This is a genomic window from Flavihumibacter fluminis, assembly GCF_021491375.1.
GTDB lineage: Bacteria > Bacteroidota > Bacteroidia > Chitinophagales > Chitinophagaceae > Flavihumibacter > Flavihumibacter fluminis.
The window spans coordinates 393,318-413,940 of record NZ_JAKEVY010000003.1; the positions used below are offsets into that span (position 1 = coordinate 393,318).

Genomic DNA, 20,623 nt, shown 5'->3' on the forward strand with positions numbered 1-20,623 from the left:
GGAAGAGGGAACAAAGGAGATTGGAGACAAAGGAGATTGGAGACAAAGGAAACAGGAAGCAAAGGAGGCGGGAGACCGGAAGCAGGAGACGAAGGAGAAGGGAAACGAATGAGGCATGGAGGATGAGCATGGGAAGATGGAGGAATGGAAGAAATAGGGGGTACTGATTTCTGATGAATTTTATGGTTACCTATAGGTGACATTACATAGGGTTAATGATGGCTATATGCAACAATAAAAATGCAGTTGAAACCATACCAGGGAATCTGGCCACCAGATTTTATTGAGAGGCTATAAATTACTTTGAGTATAGCTTAATCTAATCTGGAATGGTTCATGCCTGTGGAGTATACTGGAGTGGTTGCAGAATGGTTCACTGGTGCTTCACTGGCGGTTCAAGAGTAGTGAAACAATGGTGCTAGAGTGGTTGTAATTGACTGAGTGGATAGAGAATAGTGGCCGAATGGATGGAGAAAAGAGGCCGAAAGGGAAGAAAGTGAGACGTGAGATGTGAGACGTGAGACGTGAAAAGAGAAAAAGGTGAAAGGGGCCTACCTCTTTCACCTTTCACTTTTTCCATCTCCTGCCTCCTTTGTTTCCATTCTCCATGCCTCCTTCTTCCCGTTTCCCTTCTCCTTTGTCTCCCTTCTCCTTTGTTCCCTCTTCCATTCCTCCCTCTTCCATTCTTCCTTTCCTCCACTAATAAGTTATCACCTGCTCCTGTATCTGTTCCGGCATTTCGCGGAATTCATATTGCTGATTACGGAGCTGGGGTTCAAAGCCGGCTTCGCGGATGGCTGCCTGAATGCTTTTGTAGGTAAACCGATGCGGTGCTCCTGCAGCACTTACTACATTCTCTTCAATCATGATACTGCCAAAATCATTCGCACCTGCATGCAGGCAGAGTTGTGCCACTTCCTTTCCAACTGTCAGCCAGCTGGCCTGGATGTTTTTCACATTCGGCAGCATGATGCGGCTGAGGGCAATCATCCGGATATATTCTTCTGTGGTAGTCAGGTTATGTACGCCCCGAATGCGTGCTAATAAGGTATCTACATCCTGGAATGTCCAGGGGATAAAGGCAATAAATCCTTTTACTCCATCCGGCTTGCGCGCCTGCACATCCCTCAGTTTTACCAGGTGCTCCATCCGTTCTTCAATGGTCTCGACATGCCCGAACATCATGGTAGCAGAAGTGGTCAGGTTCAGTTTATGCGCTTCGTGCATGATATCCAGCCATTCCTGAGATCCGCATTTACCTTTGCTGATGAGGCGCCGTACCCGGTCCACCAGAATTTCTGCTCCAGGTCCCGGCAGGGAATCCATGCCTGCATCTTTTAGTGCTTTGAGCACTTCATGGTGCGATTTCTTTTCCAGTTTGCAGATATGGGCCACTTCGGGCGGTCCCAGTGCATGCAACTTAAGGTTGGGGAAGAGTTGCTTGAGCTGTTTGAACAGATCTACATAATAGGCCAGTCCAAGTTCGGGGTGATGGCCCCCCTGCAGCAGGAGCTGTTCTCCACCGTATTTAAAGGTCTCCTCAATTTTGACTTTGTAGGTGTCCAGATCAGTGATATAAGCCTCCGCATGTCCCGGAATCCGGTAAAAATTACAGAATTTACAATTGGCGATACAAACATTGGTGGTGTTCATATTCCGGTCTATAATCCAGGTCACTTTTCCATGCGGCACCTGGATTTTACGTAAGGTATCGGCTACCTGCATCAGTTCAGCCAGGGGTGCATGGTGAAACAGGAAGACCCCTTCGGCTTCTGATAAAAACTCGAAATTCAGGGCTTTGCGATACAGTTCTGCTAGTTGCATGATGCGATTTTATTCCAATTGACCAACAAAATTAGGTTGTGAATGTTGGATGGGTTCAAATAATTTATGACCGACGGTTGAATTCGGTTTCAAATTGATTGTAAATTCATTCAGTGCGCTACCTTACTAAACTCCTATTGATTGCCTGCTGCGCCTGTTTCCAGTCGGTAACGGCGCAGGAGTATTTTTCCCAGCCCCCGGCACAACTCATAACCAGCTTTGGTTTCAGAATGTATAGCGGAGGAGTGGTTACCCTGAGAGCAAAGCTGAACGATTTCCCGGATTCTTTGAATTTTATATTGGACACCGGCAGTGGTGGTATTTCCCTGGATTCCAGTACGGTAGCCCGATTAAAAATTCCTTCAGTTGCTTCGGACCGGACGATCAGGGGCATTGCAGGAGTAAAAAAAGTCCGGTTTGCCAATAATAACACACTTCATTTCCCCGGATTAACGGTAGACAGCCTGAACTTTCACATCAATGATTATGAGATTCTGACAAGTGTCTATGGCGAACATATTGATGGTATTATCGGGTATAGTTTTCTATCCCGCTACATTGTAAAGCTGGATTATGATACCAATCGAATCTCAGTGTTTTCACCAGGTACGATTCGGTATCCGAAGGGAGGTTTTATGATTCGTCCAAACCTTGCTACCATTCCGGTTACCACCAACCGGATCAAAGAGGAGCGTAAAATCAATACCCGGTTTTTCTTTGATATCGGGGCTGGTTTATCCCTGTTGCTGACGGAGGATTTTATTGCCGACAGCAGTTTATACAGTAAAAAAAAGAAGTTCTGGACTACCCAGGCGGAGGGGCTGGGCGGGAAAGCATTCATGAAAATCACCACCACCAAAGAGTTTCGAGTCGGACCTTATAAATTTCGAAAGGTCCCGACTTTTATATTTGAAGATGAGTTCAATGTAACCTCCTATCCTTACCTGGGCGGACTCATAGGCAATGATCTATTACGTCGGTTCAATGTGATTTTCAATTATGAACGCAGGGAAATTTACCTGACTCCCAACAAACATTTTCGTGAACCGTTTGATTATGCATATACGGGCCTCGGTTTTTATTTCATCGATGGACAGGTAACCGTGACAGATATTATGCCTGGTTCACCGGCAGAAAAAGCAGGGTTCAAGGTTGGGGATGTAATTATAGCAGTTGATAATAATATGAGCAGGAATATCCAGGCATACCGCAGCATGTTGCAGCAAACTGGGGCAAAATTGAAGTTCCTGGTAGTGAGACAGGCAGATGGCGACCTGGAGGAACTCATCATGAAAGTGGGGAGTATTCTCAAAAAGAAGAAATGAGGTCTTTTGATTTAAGTTTGCAGTATGATTCAATTTTCAAGATTTGTCCTGCCCAATGGATTGAGGGTGCTGGTGCATGAAGATAACAGCACTCCCATGGCAGTTGTGAATGTGTTGTATGATGTGGGTGCGCGGGATGAGGATCCGAATCGAACCGGATTTGCGCACCTGTTTGAACACCTGATGTTTGGAGGTAGCATCAATATTCCGGAATACGATGATGAGCTTCAGAAAGCCGGGGGCGAAAACAATGCCTATACCACCAATGATCTCACCAATTACTACTGCCAGTTGCCTTCCGCCAATATTGAAACGGCGTTCTGGCTGGAAAGTGACCGGATGCTAAGCCTCGCTTTCAGCAAAAAAAGCCTGGATGTGCAGCGTAAAGTGGTTTGTGAGGAATTCAAGGAACATTATATCAATCGCCCCTATGGTGATATCTGGTTCAAGATGAGGGAAATGGCATATGAGCAGCACCCCTATCGCTGGATGACCATCGGAAAGGAACTGAAGCATGTAGAAGAAGCCAGCCTGGATGATGTAAAGAAGTTCTTCAGAAAACACTATAATCCCGCCAATGCGATCCTGGTGGTAGCCGGAAATGTGGTAACCGAACAGGTTTATGAACTGGCTATCAAATGGTTTGGTGATATTCCCGCAGGTGAAAAATACAACCGAAACCTGCCCCAGGAAGTTGAACAGCAGGAAGCGCGCAGGCTGGACATTACAGCAGATGTTCCTGTTGACGCATTGCTGAAAACCTGGCATATGCCTTCCCGGCTGGATCCCGACTACTATGTTGCGGATCTGATTACAGATATCCTGGGCAGTGGAGCCTCTTCCAGATTGTACCAGTCGCTGGTGAAAGAAAAACAGCTCTTTACCAATATCGATTGTTACCATTTCGGCTCTACGGATGCCGGGTTGATTTGTGTGGATGGGAAACTGGTAAAAGGAGTGCGACTGGAAGATGCAGAACTGGCAGTTCAGGCGCAGCTGGATTTACTGATCCGGGAAGGGGTATCCGTTATGGAGCTGGAAAAGGTGAAGAACAAAACCGAAAGCACCATGGCTTTTGAAGACATGAGTGTAATGAACCGGGCGGCCAGTCTTGCCTACTACGAATTGTTGGGAGATGCCAACCTGATGAACACCGAACTCGAGCGATACAATTCAGTTACCGCAGATCAACTTGTAGAATTGAGCCGGAAGCTTTTTGAAGAGAAGAATAGTCATACATTATTTTATAGAAGTAAATAAAGTGAGACGTCAGATGTGAGATGTGAGACAGAAGTCCTTCTCACATCTCACGTCTCACATCTCACGTTACAACATCATGAACAGAAAAATAGCGCCTCCCATAAAAGATGCGGTTGAGTTTGACCTGAAACTGAAACCGTACGATAAATATGTATTGAAGAATGGAGTGGAATTATATGCAGTGAATGCCGGGGCGGAGGAAGTAATCCAGGTGGAATGGGTCTTTTTTGCAGGTAATAGTTTTGAGAAAAAGCATATGGTTGCTTCGGCTACCAATTTTCTGCTGAAAAGCGGAACCAGCCAGAAATCTGCCTTTGCCATTAATGAACTGGTTGATTATTATGGTGCCAGCCTGGCCCGGACCTGCTACAATGAAACCGCTTCCATTACCCTGCACAGCCTGACCAAACACCTGCCTAAGTTGCTGCCACTTATTCGCGAGCTGCTGACAGATGCTATTTTTCCTGAAGAGGAGATTTTATTGTTCCAGCAGAACAATCGCCAGCGACTGGAGGTAAACCTTAAGAAAAATGATTTTGTCGCCAACCGGCTGATTGATGAATATCTCTATGGGTTTGAACATCCCTATGGAAGTTATAGCCGGTTTGAGGACCTGGCTGGCCTGACCAGGGAAGACCTGGTTGCTTTTTATGACCAGTATTACCGGAACGGTAAATGCATCCTGTTTGTGGCAGGTAAGCTTCCGCCGAATATTATGGAACTCCTGGATACTGCAATTGGGGATCTCCCCCTACAAGGCGGGCCTGTAGAGTACCCGACGCATACGATTCATCCGGCCGGAGAGAAAAAATATCGCATTAGCAATGACCCGAATGGAGTTCAGGGTGCTATTCGCATAGCCCGTGATTTCCCCAACAGGCACCACCCTGATTTTTTTGGAGCCCAGGTGCTCAACGCCCTGTTCGGAGGCTTTTTTGGATCCCGGCTGATGAATAATATCCGGGAAGACAAAGGATATACCTATGGCATTTACTCCTATCTCCAGAATCATATCCAGCGATCCGCCTGGATGATCAGTACGGAAGCCGGCAAGGAAGTTTCTGAAGCTACGATTGAAGAAGTGTATAATGAGATGGCCTTGCTTCGGGAGGAACTGGTAGATGAGGAGGAGTTGTTACTGGTAAGAAATTATCTCATGGGTAGCACGCTGGGGGATCTCGATGGGCCTTTCCATATCATAGGCAGGTGGAAGAATATCGTATTAAACGGGCTATCAGAGGATTACTTCTACCAGAGTATTCGTACTATTAAAACTATTCAACCGGAGGAATTACAGCAGCTTGCGAGGAAATACCTGCAACCGGAGGACTTCTATGAACTGGTAGTGATCTAATGCTGTCTCCCCTAATTATTGGTACATTCGGAATATGAAGCGGACGATTGTAAAGTTGGGTGGAATTGCTGTTCTGGCATTTATAGCAGCTTTACTGGTTTGGTGGTTCCTGCAAAAAAAGGGAAGTTCTGAACCGGAAAGTTTTGAAAATGCATACCAGGTTGCAAGCGCCCCGGCTCCAGGTGAAGCACCGGAAGGGATGGTCTGGATTCCAGGAGGCCAATTCCTGATGGGATCCAATGATCGAATGGCCTGGGAAGAAGAAGGTCCTGCTCATCATGTGAAAGTGAAGGGCTTCTGGATGGATAAACAGGAGGTCACCAATGCCAAGTTTTCCGAATTTGTTAATGCAACCGGATATGTAACCGATGCTGAAAAAGCGCCGGTTTTGGAAGAAATTATGGCTCAATTGCCTCCCGGAACCCCTCCTCCGAACCCCAAAGACCTGGTTGCAGGATCAATGGTATTCAGTCCGCCAACTCGTGACGTACCCCTTAATGACATTAGCAACTGGTGGAAATGGGTGCATGGTGCCAGTTGGAAACACCCTGAGGGTCCAGGTTCTGATCTGAAAGGACGGGAACAGCACCCGGTGATTCACATCAGCTGGAATGATGCCATGGCTTATTGCAAATGGGCAGGGAAGAGATTGCCAACTGAAGCGGAATGGGAATTTGCTGCCCGCGGTGGGCTGGAGGGTATGAATTTTGTTTGGGGAGATGAAGCACCTACTGATGATAAAACCTTCGCCAATACCTGGCAGGGTAAATTTCCAGCTGAAAATTTAAAGCGCGACGGATACGTAGGCACTGCCCCGGTTGGTCAGTATGCACCGAATGGATATGGGCTGTATGATATGGCTGGAAATGTATGGGAATGGTGCCAGGACTGGTATGATAAATACCTCTATCAATCCTGTGGACCGGGGGAGGTAAGAGATAATCCGAATGGTCCGCCTGAAAGCCGTGATCCATCCCAACCCAATATGCCTTTACGAGTTCAGAAAGGTGGCTCCTATTTGTGCCATGATTCCTATTGCCAGCGATACCGGCCAAGTGCCCGGCAGGCAAGTTCCCCTGAAAGTGGCATGAGTCATGTGGGATTTCGGTGTGTTCGTTAAAGTTGGATTGGTACGATGTTCGCATTCAACCAGGGAATAGCTTCAATTGTTGAACTATAAACCTTGGGTATGAAAAAATTAGCCAAACAGGGATCCCTGAACTTTCGGTTTGCTCTGCTGGCGATGCTCTCTCTTCTGGGTGTTTCCTGCCAGCCATCAGCTCCGGAGTTTGTTTCCGATTACGATGTTGTTTACACGAACTATGAGCGCAGTTTTGATTTTGGCTCCGTGAGAACGTATTTTCTTCCGGATACGGTAGTTCATGCTGTTCCTCCCGGAGAAACTGCTGACCATCGGTTTGATGATCAGATTCTAAGCAGCCTGGAAACCAACCTGAATGCACTTGGATGGACACGCCTGAATGAAAGTGCAGGAACCGGCGCAGATGTTGTCATTCTTCCCAATGTAAGTGAACAGGCATATGGTAGTTGTGCTACTTATTGCTGGTATTGCGACTGGGGCTGGTATCCGGGCTGGGGAGCATATTCACCGGGTTGGGGCCCTGGTTGGGGATGGGGATATCCCTCCGGAATTGTTTGTGGCTCCTATGCTACCGGAACTGTGGTGGTAAATATTACAGCACCCTCAATAGCCCGCGATTCCACACTTCCTGTGGTTTGGGTGGGTATTCTTAATGGACTGCTGGAGGGAACCGACGCTTCCATCAACACCCGGATTGGTCGCAATATTGATCAGATGTTCAGGCAATCTCCTTACTTGAAAAATTAGGAACATGAAAAAATTCATTGCAATACTGGTGGCAGGATTGGCATTTTGGAGTGAATCTGTAAATGCCCAGGTAGTGCCTGAAATCCATTACCAATTTTCCATTCCAACAGGAACGTTTCGAAATTTTGTAGAAAAACCGGGTCCGCTTGGAGTTGGATTTCAGGTACGGAAAACCTTAACCAATAACAGAATATCATTGGGTGGAGGTTTAACCTGGTTTTATTTCCCTGATAAAAAAGGAAAACAAACACTGGAACTACCCGGGGATGATGGTACCTATACCGGTTTCGTTACCAACTATACCAATATTTATGGTTTGCAATTCCTTGCTCAATATGAATTCAAAGACCCAAATGAAAACCTGGTACCCTTTGTGAAAACCGGTTTGGGGCTAGCTTACCAGAATCAACGCCAGGATATTGGATTATTTGCCTTTAAATATGATGGATTTCAGTTTATGCCTCACCTGGAAACTGGTATGCGATTCAGACTTCCCAGGCAGGGAGCGCTTAATCTTTCATTGACCTATCATTATTTACCCGGCGCGGGAGATGTTAACGCAACCAGCTTTGCAGGTTTGCGGATCGGATATTCTGGCTTCCGGATTCGATAGGTGAGCGGACTTACGTATATTTAAAATAAAAATGTTTAAGCTCCTTAAAACCCTGGTACTAATTGGGTTTGTTGCAGCTTGTAGCCCTAAGTTGCAGCCCTCCCCACTGACTCCCCAGGAAGTTTTGCAACTGGTTGATGACCAAACCTATCAATTCAATATGGAGTATGTGCAGCCGATGGGTGGAAGGCAGCGCCTGATCACTGGATCTTATACCTTTCGGGTAAACAAGGATCAACTGGAAGCTGATTTGCCTTATATCGGCAGAGCTTTCCAGGCACCGATAGGCAGTGGAGAAGGTGGAATGAAATTCACCTCGAAAGAGTTTACTTATTCCAGTACGATTGGTAAGGGCAATCGGAGAGAAATTAGCATTCAGCCTAAAGATCAACAGGATATAACCGGCATTAATCTGATCATATTTGAAAATGGCAATGCAGATCTGCGAATCAATTCAGTAAACCGCCAGCCGATCTCCTATACCGGAAATATAAGCCGGTTGCCGCAGCCCAAATAGCAGTGGAAAACAGCAACAGAATGCCTTAAGTTTGCTGCCCTAAACAGCAGGATATGTGGGGTCGTTTTATTCCAGTTGCTTTTTTAATTCTATTTGCCTCTGCTACTTCCTATTCCCAGCAGATTGTTTCCGGAAGAATAATCGCCCGTGATACTGATTTGCCTTTGGAAGAAGCTACCATTCAAATTAAGGGTCAGCCTGTACATACGCACTCCGGTCTGGATGGGCGGTTCACTATTACGCTTACAAAACCGACTGATACCTTGTACATCACCCATATCGGGTATGATCCAAAGACAATCGTATGGAATCAGCAGCTGGTAAAAGAACCAACGATCTACCTGTTGCCAGCCCCTGTTCAACTGAGCCAGGTGGTGGTTCAGGACAGCCGGAGAGCGTTGCAGCAGGTAATGCAGATCGATTTGAAGACCAACCCTGTTAATTCGGCTCAGGATATTCTGAGAAAAGTTCCAGGATTGTTTATTGGCCAACATGCAGGTGGTGGAAAAGCAGAACAGATCTTCCTGCGCGGTTTTGATATTGATCATGGCACCGATATCCGGATCACTACGGATGGCATGCCCGTGAACATGGTCAGTCATGCGCACGGCCAGGGATATGCAGATTTACATTACCTGATTCCTGAAACCATAAAGGATATTCAGTTTGGGAAGGGTTCCTATTATGCCGAAGAGGGAGATTTTGCCACAGCAGGATATGTAAATTTCACCACACACAATCGGCTGGATCGCAACCTGCTGAAACTGGAAGCCGGACAATTCAATACGCTGAGAACGGTCGGCATGTTCAATTTTTTTGAAAAGACAGGTGAAAAAAACAGCAATGCGTATATCGCGGGGGAGTATCTTTTCTCCAATGGACCTTTTGAGGCTCCACAAAATTTCAACCGGCTGAATTTTTTGGCGAAATACAATACTCAAATCAATCAGAAATCAAGTCTGCAGGTGCTTGCTTCCACTTTTAATTCAAAATGGGATGCATCTGGGCAAATCCCGGACAGGGCAGTAAGAGCTGGGCTGATTACACGTTGGGGTGCTATTGATGCAACAGAGGGTGGTAATACTTCGAGGTCGAATATCGCTGCAAAATACCGTACTAAAATCAGTGATACGGAAGACTGGCAATCGAATTTTTATTTCAGTCAGTACGATTTCAGCCTGTTCTCCAACTTTACTTTTTTCCTGGAAGATCCTGTAAACGGCGACCAGATTCATCAATCTGAAAAAAGAAAGATTTACGGTATGGATCACCGTTATACCAAACAGCTTTTTGGTGACAAGGCTGACTGGGTTTTAACTGCCGGTATGGGGTTGCGGCATGATGCGGTGAGAGATATTCAATTAAGTCATACCCTGCAGCGAAAAGAGGTACTGGAATATTTTGCCCTGGGCGATATTGATCAGACCAATGCCTCTTTGTACGGATCAGCAGAGTGGAGAAAGGGGCACTGGAAGGTAATTCCGGGTGTTCGGCTTGATCATTTTATTTTCAACTATGTAGATAAACTGCAGCCGGTGTACAGTACCCAGGCGGCACAAAAAACGATACTTAGCCCAAAGTTGAACCTGGTCTACACCCCCCATGCTAACTGGCAGGGATACCTGAAGATGGGCAAAGGATTCCATTCCAATGATACACGGGTGGTAGTAGCACAGCAGGGCCGGGAGATATTACCTGCAACCTATGGCGCAGACCTGGGAGCTATAATTAAGCTCCATCCGAAATTATTAGTGCAGCCTGCGATCTGGTACCTGTATATGGAACAGGAGTTTGTATATGTGGGAGATGCGGCGATTGTAGAACCATCTGGCAAAACCCGTCGGCTGGGTGCTGAACTGGGGATTCGCTACCAACCTTTCAGCTGGCTTTACCTGGATGCTGATATTAATTATGCAAAAGCGAGAGCGATTGAAGAAGCCAAAGGGAATGATTTTATTCCCCTGGCTCCATCACTTACCAGTACAGGAGGCATATCGGTTAGTCCGGTTAAGCGGCTTGACCTCAACTGGCGCTACCGGTATATGAAGGATCGTCCGGCTAATGAAGACAATTCCATCCAGGCCCAGGGTTATTTTGTAAATGACCTGCTAATCAACTATACGCGCAGCAAATGGGCATTGGGGCTACAGGTTGAAAATCTCTTTGATACAGAATGGAGAGAAGCCCAGTTTGAAACCGAATCGCGGTTGCGAAATGAGGTTGCTCCGGTTACAGAAATTCATTACACGCCCGGTACTCCTTTCTTTGCGCGGATTAAATGGAGCTTGTTTTTTTGATTAACTTCAACAAAACAACTGGTATGAATTTCCTGACCCGATTGCTGATCACCGCGCTGGTGGCATTTGGATTATCCTATTTGCTTCCTGGGGTGCATATGGACTCCTTTATTGCTGCTTTGATTCTTGCACTGGTACTTGCCTTATTAAATACATTGGTAAAGCCAATTCTGGTTATACTGACTTTCCCGATCACGATCATCACCCTGGGTTTGTTCCTGCTGGTGATAAATGCGGTAATTATATTGTTTGCTGCCAGGCTCGTGGAGGGTTTCAAAGTTGACGGGTTCTGGTGGGCATTGTTATTCAGTATTCTGTTATCTGTTGCGAGCTCCCTTCTGCAGGGTTCTGATGAAAGAAAATCCTAGTGTATGCAATTTGATCGAAAGGGTTTGTCCGATGAGGACCTTTTAAGATTTTACCTGGCAATCTTAAAGCCACGCATGATCGAAGAGAAGATGCTGGTACTGTTGCGGCAGGGCAGGATCAGCAAATGGTTCAGTGGAATTGGTCAGGAAGCCATTTCTGTTGGAGCAGCACTGGCATTACAGCCCGATGAATGGGTTATGCCCCTGCATCGTAACCTGGGTATATTTACCACACGTGGCATGCCGCTCCATAAATTATTCCAGCAATGGCAGGGACAAAAAGAAGGATATAGCAAGGGACGCGAAAGGAGTTTTCATTTTGGATCAGGAGAACATCATATCTGTGGCATGATCTCGCATCTGGGACCCCAATTGAGTATCGCCGATGGAGTTGCATTGGCGCATAAACTTCGCCGTGAGGATAAAGTAAGTCTCAGTTTTACAGGTGATGGTGGCACAAGTGAAGGTGATTTCCATGAGGCGCTGAATGTTTCTGCAGTATGGGATCTGCCTGTGATTTTCATCATTGAAAACAATGGATATGGACTCAGTACACCGGTATCTGAACAATATAGATGCGAGAGTCTGGTACAAAGGGCTAAGGGTTATGGCATGGAAGGAGTATGTATTGATGGGAATAATCTCCTGACGGTGTATGATACTATTAAAGGGGTACGTGAATATTGTATCCGGGAGCAGAAACCTTACCTGATTGAATGTATGACCTTCCGGATGCGGGGACATGAGGAAGCCAGCGGTACCAAATATGTGCCACCCGAATTATTTGTGCAATGGGCGGAGAAAGATCCGGTGAAAAAATTTGAGGAATGGCTCTTACTGGAAGGTGTATTAACCTACTCCCATATGGAGCAGGTTAAGGCTTCCATGAAAGCGGAAATAGAATCTGAATTAGTAAGGGCTGAACTGGGCGGACCAATTGTTCCGGTAACAACCGAAGAGCTGGAAGATGTGTATGCACCAGTTCCTGAAGTTGGAACTGATAAAGATATTGAAACAGTACGCCAGTTTTCAACTTCCCGACCGATACGCTTTATTGATGCCATTAAAGAAGGATTGAAATCCGGCATGGAAGAGCATTCCAACCTGGTGCTGATGGGCCAGGATATCGCTGATTACGGTGGGGCCTTCAAGATTACAGAAGGATTTGTGGAGCTTTTCGGTAAGGAACGTGTTCGAAATACACCCTTATGTGAAAGTGCCATTCTGGGCGCTGCACTTGGGCTTTCGCTGGAAGGATTCAAGTCGATGGTTGAAATGCAGTTTGCTGATTTTGTGAGTGTGGGATTAAACCAGATCGTCAATAACCTGGCTAAAATTCACTACCGCTGGGGGCAGCATGCCGATGTGGTGGTAAGGCTTCCTACAGGTGCCGGTGTGGGTGCGGGTCCCTTTCATAGCCAAAGTAATGAGGCCTGGTTTGTGCATACACCCGGATTAAAGATTGTATATCCTTCCACGCCGGAAGATGCGAAGGGGTTGTTGTTAGCTTCCCTTGCGGATCCGAATCCTGTTTTGTTTTTTGAACACAAGGCGTTGTATAGAAGCATAAGTGGAGAAGTTCCTGAAGCTTATTACACCATTCCAATTGGTAAAGCCAGGATCGTGCAGGAGGGAAGCGATCTCAGTATCATCACCTATGGAGCAGCAGTGCACTGGGCAAAAGAATATGCAGATCAGCATCCGGAATTAAGTATAGATATAGTAGACCTGAGAAGTTTGTTACCGCTTGATTATGATGCCATTAGGGCTTCGGTTACACGTACCGGTAAAGTGATTGTGCTGCATGAAGATACGCTGACCGGTGGCATTGGAGGAGAGATCAGTGCCTGGATCGGGGAACATTGTTTTGAACTGCTGGACGCACCTGTATTGCGTTGTGCATCTCTTGATACTCCGGTTCCTTTTAATCTCGAGCTGGAGAAAAATTTCCTGGCGAAATCAAGACTGGCTACAACAGTGGATCGTCTGTTGCGGTATTGATAACATCTTCATCGGGCTGTTCCGGGGCAAGCTCCATAACGGGAACAATTGGATCGCGTTCACCGATCTGCTGTCTCCACATGGCGTAATAAAGTCCTTTTTGTTCCAGTAATTCCTGGTGTTTGCCTTTTTCGGTAATCTTTCCTTTTTCCAGCACGAAGATGGTATCGGCATGCATAATCGTAGAAAGCCGGTGAGCAATCAGGATGGTCATCTGTTTATTGGTGGCAGAAATCTCCCGGATGGTGTCTGTTATTTCTTCTTCGGTGATGGAGTCAAGGGCTGAAGTAGCTTCATCAAAGATCAGTAATCGTGGTTCACGTAATAGTGCCCTGGCGATGGCAAGTCTTTGTTTTTCTCCCCCTGAAACGCGTTTGCCACCTTCCCCGAGGACAGTATCAAGACCTTTGGGCGAATTGGTAACCAGGTTGAGGCAGGATGCTTTTTCCATCGCGTCAAAGATCTGTTCATCTGTAGCGTCCGGTTTAACAAAGAGCATATTGTCGCGAATGGTGCCAGAAAACATTTGCGTCTCCTGTGTCACAAAGCCAAGTTGCCGCCGAACCCGGTTATAACGGAGTTGCCTGACCGAAATTCCATCAATCCGGATATCTCCTTCAACTGGTGAGTAGAGTCCGACCAACAGTTTTACCAGTGTGGATTTACCGGAACCCGATGGTCCTACAAATGCAATGGTTTGTCCAAGGCCAACGCGGAAACTGATATCATCCACTGCCTTTTGTGTTGCATTCCGGTGACGGAAGCTGACGCGGTCAAATTCCAGTTCTTCAATAGCCTGTATATCGATCGGTTCTTCGGGGCGGTATTCAGGCTCTTTCATCATGAGTTGGTTGAATACCTGCAGAGAGGCTTCCGCTTCCCGGTATTGAAGGATAATATTGCCCAGGTCCTGCAAAGGTCCGATGATGGCGGTGGAAATAAACTGCATCGAAATCAGTTCCCCGGTAGTTAATACATTCCGGAAGATGAGCCAGAGCAGGATAAACAGAATGGATTGTTTAAGCAGGTTCAGTGTGGTTCCCTGGAAAAAGGAGAGGGTACGCACTTTCCTGTTTTTCATCATTTCGAGGTCAAAGATCTGCTGCGTTTTATCTCGCAGGCGCCTGATCTCCGAGTAGGTTAGCCCAAGACTTTTAACCAGTTCAATGTTTCTGATGGATTCGGTAATACTGCCACTCATGATATTGGTCTGGCGAACAACCTGGCGCTGGATCATTTTTATTTTTCGGCTAAGCAGAGAGGTGAGTCCGCCCAGCAATAACACCCCGATTAGGAATACCGGTATCAGTGCCCAGTGTTTGGTGATGGCATACCAGATAAGAAATCCCATTCCAACAAGGGTTGAAAACAGGATATTGATAAAGGAGTTGATAAAACGTTCTGTGTCAGTGCGCACTTTCTGCAGCTTGGAAAGAGTTTCACCGCTGCTTTGGTCTTCAAATCCGTCATAAGGAAGGCGAAGGGTTTGGCGAAGGCCATCATTGAAGATTTGCATGCCGAATTTCTGCACTACCAGGCGCACCACAAAGTCTTTAAAGGTTGAGGAAATACGGGCTAGCAGGGCAACGCCGATGGCAAGCAGGAGCAGCCAGATAACACCATTGGTCCTTTCCTTTTCAGAGAGATTCTCCGGGTTAAGCGCATAGGTGTCTATGACTTTTCCGAAGATAACCGGATCGTAGAGGGCGAGCACCTGTGCCAGTGCTGCCAGCCCGAGTGCTAAAAAGACCCAACCCCGGTAGGGCTGGAGATACTTCCATAAAATTCTCATGTCATTTACTTACGGCTTTGAAGACACGTATAAAATTGCCGCCCAGTATCTTTTTGATATCCTGCCTGCTGTAACCACGCACCAGCAATGCAGAGGTGATATTCGGCATATCTTCCACACCATCCAGATCCTGGGGAGCCAGTTCTATGCCATCAAAATCAGAGCCAAGTCCGACATGGTCCACACCAATCATTCGAACTATATAATCCAGGTGATCGAGTAAAATATTCATAGAAGGCCGGAGCGCTTCTGCTTCTTCGGGAAACCGGTTACTAAGGTAACCGTCAATTTCGTAGTCTGGCATTTTTTGTTGAAGCAGAGAATCGACCACCGGTTTGTGTTTGCTGATAAAAGCAGCTTTATTGCGGTTATAGGTGCTATCCAGGAAACCCGCATAAAAATTCAGGAAGATGACACCGCCATTTTTTCCAATAGCGCGAATTTGTTCATCTTTCAGGTTCCGGGGTACAGGGCAAAGCGCATACACACAACTGTGAGATACAATTACCGGTTTGGTAGAAACGGCGATTGCATCATTGAAGGTTTGTTCACCAACATGGCTCAGGTCAATCATCATGCCCAGTTCATTCATTCTTCGTACGACCTGTTTACCAAAATCATTGAGCCCCTTTTTTTCGATGGGTGTTGGTTGCTGCCGGTCGTAATAGGTTTCATCCCAGGCTGAACTCGCCCAGGAAGTAGAGTTATTCCAGGTAAGTGTCAGGTACCTTGCTCCCCGATTATAGAGGCTATCAAGGTATTCCATTTTGTCTTCTATCATATGACCGCCTTCCACGCCTTTCATGGCGCCCAGTTTTTTCTTTCTGACTGCCATTCGGAGGTCTGCCGGAGAGTTTACCAGCATCATTTTACGCGGATTTCGGGCTACAATCGCATCCAGCGAATCAATTTCCCGCAGGGCGTGTGCAAAGGCAGTGCCTTTACCAAATCGTTCGTCGCAGAAAATGGAAAAGATCTGAATATCAATTCCGCCTCTTCGAAAACGCTCCAGGTCGCTATGCGTTTTTCCGCTCAGGTCTTCTTCAATATTCAATCCTTTCAGGGTTGCACTGGAAAGCACATCATTATGAGTGTCTACTACTATACTTTTCTCATGCAGGTTTTTTTGCGCAGGAAGCGTAAGTGACCAGGCTAGCAAAACCATGGTGGTAAACAACAAACGGAAGAACGGGATGGAAGAAAGCTGCATATGGCGAATTATGCCTTTAATATACCAAATCCGTGGCATGCTTAGGTTGGGGGAGTGGATAAAACTCACTAGCCGACCTGATCTGCATCAGTAAACCGGAGCAGATTTCAGTTTATTTTCACTGTTCAAACATAGTATATGAAAAAGAACATGGGTGGTACAGACCGTCTAATCCGCGTACTGGTAGCAGTTGTATTGGGATATCTCTATTTTTCCGGCACTGTAACCGGCACATTGGGATTGATCCTGGCAATTGTAGGAGGTGTTTTTATCCTGACCAGCCTGGTAGGATTTTGCCCCCTTTATACCCTGCTTGGATTAAATACCTGTCCCACTAAGAAGGCCTGATGTTTAATCGGAGCTTTTGTCGCCAACGAACCAGTCTTCTTTGTTTCTGAATAGTACATTGAAAGTGGTCAGGGTGCCATAGATCCGGGTGACATATTGCTGCAGGTTGATCTTCTCTTCGTCGGTCAGCACTTTATGTGCGTTGATCTGTTGCTCCATTACTCGTAAGCGATCGCGCAACATCACGATTTTGTGGAAGAACACCTCAATGGGAACTTCCTTGGCCTTGAGGGAATTGTCTCCCGGCTGGAGGATCATCGTACCATTTTTCCAGCGATCTCCCAGAGGAACAACCTCACTAACGCCGTTCCATAAGCGAAGAATCTTAAGCAGAGATTTTTCAATTTCGGAATGCGTTTCTATTTCTTCGGATACATTTTCCGGAATGATTTCTTCCAGCTGGTCATCGGTTTTATCAATTTCTTTTATTCCATGGTGGATAAAGGAGATCAGGTAGGTTGCATACCGGAGCCCTACTATAACTCCGGGTCCGAATTGTGTGTGTTGAAGTCGGGTTCCAATGCCCAGTACAAGTTGTTCCATATTCGTCTATTGTTTGTAGAATTCGTAAGAAGTAAATTCAATAAAATCAGAAACGGTGACGGTAACTGATTTTACTTTACCATCACTGATGCTAAAAGGCCATACTTTGTTGCCGAAGAGGGGATCATTGAAGCTGGCAAAAAAACGATTACCGCCCAAGGAGCCGAGTGTTGCAAAACGACCCGGGTGATGTTCAAAGCGGGCAACCAGCTGACCCTTTTCGGGTTGAAGGGTCATTTTTCCATAAACCTCATGCTGATAGGTTCCGGCAAATGCGGAAAGTGGAAGCTGTGGCGTAAGCTTTAATGCGATAGAATCTCTTTTTTCCTTGAGCGTAGCGCTTGCTCTTTTTTCGTGTTGCTCCTGTTGTTGCAGCGCCATTGCATTATAATCGCGGAAAGGGAGTCCGAGGCAGGCATCCACCAATTCCCATTTCATTGCTTCAAAAAATCCATTCGCATCGGTATTGGTTAGTACAACGATCCCGATATTTTCTTCCGGAATCAAGGTAAAGCTGGTAACAAAACCATTTACGCCGCCGGTATGTTCCACCAGTTTTCTGCCTTCATAAGATTGTAAGAGCCAACCCAGCCCGTACAAATAAAAATGTGCCCGGTTAAAGGGATGCCCGCCACTACCCAGGATGGAATGAGGTTCCATCGGTGTCTGTACCGCGGATGCAGAAAGAATTCGTTTGCCGTTGAGTTCACCCTTGTTTAGTAATGTTTGTGCCCAGAGCCCCATATCGTAGGCACTTGAAGCAATGGCACCTGCAGGCGCCATATTATCCAGGTTGCCATAGGCAACTTTTTTTAGTACTCCTTCCGTAACAGTATGGGCAGCTGCAATATTTGGCGCTTTCGCATATTGGTTGGAGTTAGCAATGGAATTTTTCATCCCGATGGGTTGAAAAAGCTGAGTGGCGATAAACTCTCCGAATGACTGGCCACTTGCTTTCTGAATAATTTCCCCCGCGATGGCAAACCCTGCATTGGTATAACCCCAGCGGGAGCGAAAACCGTACATAGGTTTAACCAGGCCGAATTTTTCTTTGACCTCCTGGTAGCTCAGATCGGAATCAAAATACATGAAATCACCCTGAAAGGTTTCATAACCCATACGGTGACTGACCAGATCACGTATGGTGAGTTCTTTGGTAACCCAGGTATCATAAACCTGGAAATCGGGAATCCATTTTTTTACTTTATCGTCGAGTGAAAGTTTGCCCTGTGATTCCAGCATCGCGAGGGCAGTGCCGGTAAATGCCTTTGTATTACTGCCGATTCCAAAAAGCGTGTGTTCATCAACGGTAGCATTGCTTCCTGTAACTTTAACCCCATATCCTTTTGCTACCAGCCATTCCCCGTTTTTCACAACTGCAATGGAAACACCGGGTATCTTCCAGGCCTGCATGGCTTTCTGAACATAGGAATCCAGACTGTCTTTCAGAAAATTGCGGGAAGATGAATGTTGTGCGGAAGCCGGGTTGGCTATCAGCAGGCAGGATGCAAGAACCGCAAAAAATAATCGGCGCATGGGAGTTTATTTACAACCTAAAAATAGCCGTATTATTCCCACCAGTTGTCTTCTTTTCTGCCTGAAATTTTTCCACCCATGGCACGAATCCGTTTGTATTGTTCCCCGGCTTTTTTCATGTACTCGAGTAATTCATACTCAGAGGCGGCCACCACTGCTTCATAAGGGGGAGCATAGTAGCGGTAGAAGGTATCCAGGTCGGGGCCTGTTATGCCGGTTATCTTGATAATTTTAGCGCGGGAGAAACGATAGGCGACATATTTATCCTGCTCTTCTTCAAGGAGGCGATCCTGGAAGGCAGCCATGCTCCTGTTTCGCCGGAAGCGGAACATGTTGATCAGTTCATTGATATCAAGTCCAACGCCAAAGTTGCCGGAAGCAGGGTTGGCGGAAGAAAGGGCAAGTCCTGGTTTTTTGTAGTCGAACACTTTTGCGTAATCCTGGCGATTCTGCATACTATCGATGCGGTAGTCTTTAGGCATCACCCTGATTTCGCGAAGGGTAGTGACATTAACGTGAAGAGATATATCGAATTGGGAGAGTGACTGAATGTTGCTGACAGCATATTTGGGTGTGGCTTTTCCCAGGTAGGAGAAATAAATGGAATCTTTTTCGTTGACAACGATACTGTAGCGCCCGGAGGAATCTGTAACGGTTCCTTTCCCACTACTGGTCAGTACACTAACAGAACCCATCGGAAAGAGCTTGTTCATTTCATATACGGTGCCGCTTACCCGCACCTGGCCTTGCAGGAGATTTGCCAGGAGGAGGCAAAGCAATACTAATATGGAACCGAACCAATTCATCCAGGGTTACAAGGGTACAACCAAAACCTGAAAATTATATCAGGACGGTTGATTTTTAACGAGTTTGCTAAGAATTACAGATTCAATAACAGCAGGGAAGTGCTGATGTTCGAGGGCATGAATCCGGTTGGCCAGGGTTTCCGGGGTATCTTCCGGAAATACAGGGCAGGTTGCCTGGAATATGGTTCCACCGTGATCGTATTGTTCGTCCACATAGTGGATGGTTATTCCTGATTCTTTTTCTCCTGCGGCGATGACGGCTTCATGAACAAAATTACCATACATGCCTTTGCCGCCATATTTGGGCAGCAGGGCAGGATGGATATTTATCATCCGGGAGGGATAGGCCTGGATCAGGGAAGGTGGCACTTTCCAGAGGAATCCGGCCAGTACGATGAAGTCGATTCCATGGGTGGTCAGTTCTGGTACAAAGCCATCACCCCGGAAAAAGCGTTCTTTTTCAATGAGCAGGGTAGGTATACCGGCTGCTACAGCTTTGTCCAGTACACCAGCTGTTGCCTTATTACTTACAACCAGGGCTACCCGGATGGAGGGATGGTTGTGGAAATGTTCAATGATTTTCTGGGCGTTGGACCCGGTGCCGGAGGCGAAGATGGCAATTGAAAATGGAGACGAAGGAGACAAGGGAGACGAAGGAGACGGGGGAATGGAGGAGGGAGGAATGGAGGAGGGGGTGTTTGTCATCTTTTGGAAGATTCGGAATAAGTAATTTTTGAAAAAGGGATATTGGCCGAAGGGAATGCTGACCAGTACTACCATCAGGGGCCAGATCAGTGTCATGGTAATAATATAGAGTATGGTCCAGCCCACAGGGTGCACTTCCGGAAGCTGTTGCAGGATTTTGCGGCCGACAATACCGGTCAGGCTACCTCCAATGGCAAAGGTGCACAGGATGGCGAGCAATTGCCATCCATTGACCTTCCACTTCTTCTGAAGTTTTTCAAACATGCTGCAAAGAA

18 protein-coding genes are annotated in these 20,623 nt (G+C 46.5%); 11 read left to right on the forward strand and 7 right to left on the reverse strand.

Features of this window, described 5'->3' with window-relative positions; translation table 11 throughout:
* Nucleotides 1-699: 699 nt before the first annotated feature.
* Complete coding sequence (gene mqnC, locus L0U88_RS12950) at nucleotides 700-1,824, reverse strand: cyclic dehypoxanthinyl futalosine synthase (protein WP_234866489.1); 1,125 nt, start codon at nucleotides 1,822-1,824, stop codon at nucleotides 700-702.
* A gap of 113 nt (nucleotides 1,825-1,937) precedes the next feature.
* On the opposite strand from mqnC, the gene L0U88_RS12955 reads away from it, so the two are divergent.
* The 10 genes from L0U88_RS12955 (at nucleotide 1,938) to L0U88_RS13000 (ending at nucleotide 13,408) form a co-directional block, all read left to right on the forward strand.
* Nucleotides 1,938-3,149: an aspartyl protease family protein gene (locus L0U88_RS12955; RefSeq protein ID WP_234866490.1), complete on the forward strand. Its 1,212-nt coding sequence runs from the start codon at nucleotides 1,938-1,940 to the stop codon at nucleotides 3,147-3,149.
* A 24-nt stretch (nucleotides 3,150-3,173) separates the two neighbouring features.
* On the forward strand, nucleotides 3,174-4,409 hold the full coding sequence (locus L0U88_RS12960; RefSeq protein ID WP_234866491.1) for a M16 family metallopeptidase: 1,236 nt from the start codon (nucleotides 3,174-3,176) through the stop codon (nucleotides 4,407-4,409).
* A gap of 76 nt (nucleotides 4,410-4,485) precedes the next feature.
* Nucleotides 4,486-5,763: a M16 family metallopeptidase gene (locus tag L0U88_RS12965; protein WP_234866492.1), complete on the forward strand. Its 1,278-nt coding sequence runs from the start codon at nucleotides 4,486-4,488 to the stop codon at nucleotides 5,761-5,763.
* Nucleotides 5,764-5,797: 34 nt separating this feature from the next.
* Nucleotides 5,798-6,883 carry a formylglycine-generating enzyme family protein gene (locus tag L0U88_RS12970; RefSeq protein WP_234866493.1) on the forward strand — a complete coding sequence of 362 codons (1,086 nt, stop codon included), beginning with the start codon at nucleotides 5,798-5,800 and terminating at the stop codon, nucleotides 6,881-6,883.
* A 69-nt stretch (nucleotides 6,884-6,952) separates the two neighbouring features.
* Entirely contained in the window at nucleotides 6,953-7,612 is a 660-nt protein-coding gene (locus L0U88_RS12975) for a DUF4136 domain-containing protein (protein WP_234866494.1), read from the forward strand.
* 4 nt (nucleotides 7,613-7,616) lie between these two features.
* A complete protein-coding gene (locus tag L0U88_RS12980) occupies nucleotides 7,617-8,225 on the forward strand; it encodes an outer membrane beta-barrel protein (protein ID WP_234866495.1) in 609 nt (202 codons plus the stop codon).
* A gap of 31 nt (nucleotides 8,226-8,256) precedes the next feature.
* Nucleotides 8,257-8,742, forward strand: coding sequence for a DUF4251 domain-containing protein (locus L0U88_RS12985; RefSeq protein ID WP_234866496.1), 486 nt, complete (start codon nucleotides 8,257-8,259; stop codon nucleotides 8,740-8,742).
* A 53-nt stretch (nucleotides 8,743-8,795) separates the two neighbouring features.
* Nucleotides 8,796-11,039, forward strand: a complete 2,244-nt coding sequence (locus tag L0U88_RS12990) for a TonB-dependent receptor (RefSeq protein WP_234866497.1) — start codon at nucleotides 8,796-8,798, stop codon at nucleotides 11,037-11,039.
* 23 nt (nucleotides 11,040-11,062) lie between these two features.
* Nucleotides 11,063-11,407, forward strand: coding sequence for a phage holin family protein (locus L0U88_RS12995; protein WP_234866498.1), 345 nt, complete (start codon nucleotides 11,063-11,065; stop codon nucleotides 11,405-11,407).
* 3 nt (nucleotides 11,408-11,410) lie between these two features.
* Nucleotides 11,411-13,408 (forward strand): alpha-ketoacid dehydrogenase subunit alpha/beta, encoded by a 1,998-nt coding sequence (locus L0U88_RS13000; protein ID WP_234866499.1) that lies wholly within the window; start codon nucleotides 11,411-11,413, stop codon nucleotides 13,406-13,408.
* On the opposite strand, the gene L0U88_RS13005 is transcribed toward L0U88_RS13000, so the two are convergent.
* A complete protein-coding gene (locus L0U88_RS13005; protein ID WP_234866500.1) occupies nucleotides 13,377-15,200 on the reverse strand; it encodes an ABC transporter ATP-binding protein in 1,824 nt (607 codons plus the stop codon). The genes L0U88_RS13000 and L0U88_RS13005 overlap by 32 nt on opposite strands.
* A gap of 1 nt (nucleotide 15,201) precedes the next feature.
* Nucleotides 15,202-16,410, reverse strand: coding sequence for a dipeptidase (locus L0U88_RS13010; protein WP_234866501.1), 1,209 nt, complete (start codon nucleotides 16,408-16,410; stop codon nucleotides 15,202-15,204).
* A 138-nt stretch (nucleotides 16,411-16,548) separates the two neighbouring features.
* On the opposite strand from L0U88_RS13010, the gene L0U88_RS13015 reads away from it, so the two are divergent.
* Nucleotides 16,549-16,758 carry a YgaP family membrane protein gene (locus tag L0U88_RS13015; RefSeq protein ID WP_234866502.1) on the forward strand — a complete coding sequence of 70 codons (210 nt, stop codon included), beginning with the start codon at nucleotides 16,549-16,551 and terminating at the stop codon, nucleotides 16,756-16,758.
* A 3-nt stretch (nucleotides 16,759-16,761) separates the two neighbouring features.
* Here the strand turns inward: L0U88_RS13015 and L0U88_RS13020 are convergent, their stop codons facing one another.
* Genes L0U88_RS13020 through purN form a run of 4 tightly spaced genes read right to left on the reverse strand, consistent with a single transcriptional unit; the run spans nucleotide 16,762 to nucleotide 20,612 of the window.
* Nucleotides 16,762-17,301, reverse strand: a complete 540-nt coding sequence (locus L0U88_RS13020) for a DUF8685 domain-containing protein (RefSeq protein WP_234866503.1) — start codon at nucleotides 17,299-17,301, stop codon at nucleotides 16,762-16,764.
* 6 nt (nucleotides 17,302-17,307) lie between these two features.
* Nucleotides 17,308-18,837, reverse strand: a complete 1,530-nt coding sequence (locus tag L0U88_RS13025) for a serine hydrolase (protein ID WP_234866504.1) — start codon at nucleotides 18,835-18,837, stop codon at nucleotides 17,308-17,310.
* Between the two features lie 32 nt (nucleotides 18,838-18,869).
* The gene (locus tag L0U88_RS13030; protein ID WP_234866505.1) at nucleotides 18,870-19,643 is read right to left on the reverse strand and encodes a carboxypeptidase-like regulatory domain-containing protein; all 774 of its coding nucleotides are present in this window, start codon (nucleotides 19,641-19,643) and stop codon (nucleotides 18,870-18,872) included.
* Nucleotides 19,644-19,682: 39 nt separating this feature from the next.
* Nucleotides 19,683-20,612: a phosphoribosylglycinamide formyltransferase gene (purN, locus tag L0U88_RS13035; protein WP_234866506.1), complete on the reverse strand. Its 930-nt coding sequence runs from the start codon at nucleotides 20,610-20,612 to the stop codon at nucleotides 19,683-19,685.
* Between the last annotated feature and the right edge of the window lie 11 nt (nucleotides 20,613-20,623).